Source organism: Methylobacterium platani (assembly GCF_001653715.1).
Taxonomy (GTDB): Bacteria; Pseudomonadota; Alphaproteobacteria; order Rhizobiales; family Beijerinckiaceae; genus Methylobacterium; species Methylobacterium platani.
This window is the reverse complement of the sequence record NZ_LWHQ01000087.1, coordinates 21,756-22,384: the sequence shown is the minus strand read 5'-3', so window position 1 is coordinate 22,384 and position 629 is coordinate 21,756. Positions and strand designations below refer to the sequence as shown.

Sequence of the window (629 nt, the reverse complement as noted above, 5' to 3'; positions counted from 1 at the left end):
TCGCCTCCATCACCGAGTAAGTCGGACGAACGGGTCCGGGGTCGCCTCAGGCTCCGGACTCTGAAGAAAAAAGGGGCGGGTGCCGGATGCGGCGCCCGCCCTTTTCTCGTTCTCGGGGGGCGGGCCGGCCCATCCCGGCCAAGGCCCGGAAGCCCGGAAGCCCGGAGGCCCGCGCCCGTCACGCCGCCCGCACGCCCGACAGGAACCGCCCGACCTCGTCGTCGAGGTGGCGCGAGTGCCGCGACAGATCGGAGGCCGCCGCGAGGAGCTGGCGGGCCGCCGCCCCGGTCTCCTCGGCCGCCCCGGCGACGCCCGTGATGGTATGGGTGACCTCGCCGGCCCCGACGGCCGCCTGGGACACGTTGCGGACGATCTCCTGCGTCGTCGCGTCCTGCTGGCCGATCGCGGCGGCGAGCGCGCCGGCGACGCCGCTGATCTCCTCGATCCGGGCGACGATGCCGCCGATCGCCGTCACGGCCTGGCCGGTCGCCGCCTGGATCTCGCCGATCTGGCCGGAGATCTCGCCGGTCGCCTTCGCGGTCTGGCCGGCGAGCACCTTGACCTCGGCGGCGACGACCGCGAAGCCGCGTCCGGCTTCGCCGGCCCGGGCCGCCTCGATGGTGGCGTTG

1 protein-coding gene is annotated in these 629 nt (G+C 75.2%); it reads right to left on the bottom strand.

The genetic code is table 11. The features are described from left to right. Window positions 1–178: 178 nt before the first annotated feature. Window positions 179–629: methyl-accepting chemotaxis protein (locus A5481_RS30200; RefSeq protein ID WP_245298676.1), on the bottom strand; the 451-nt coding region annotated here is incomplete at its 5' end.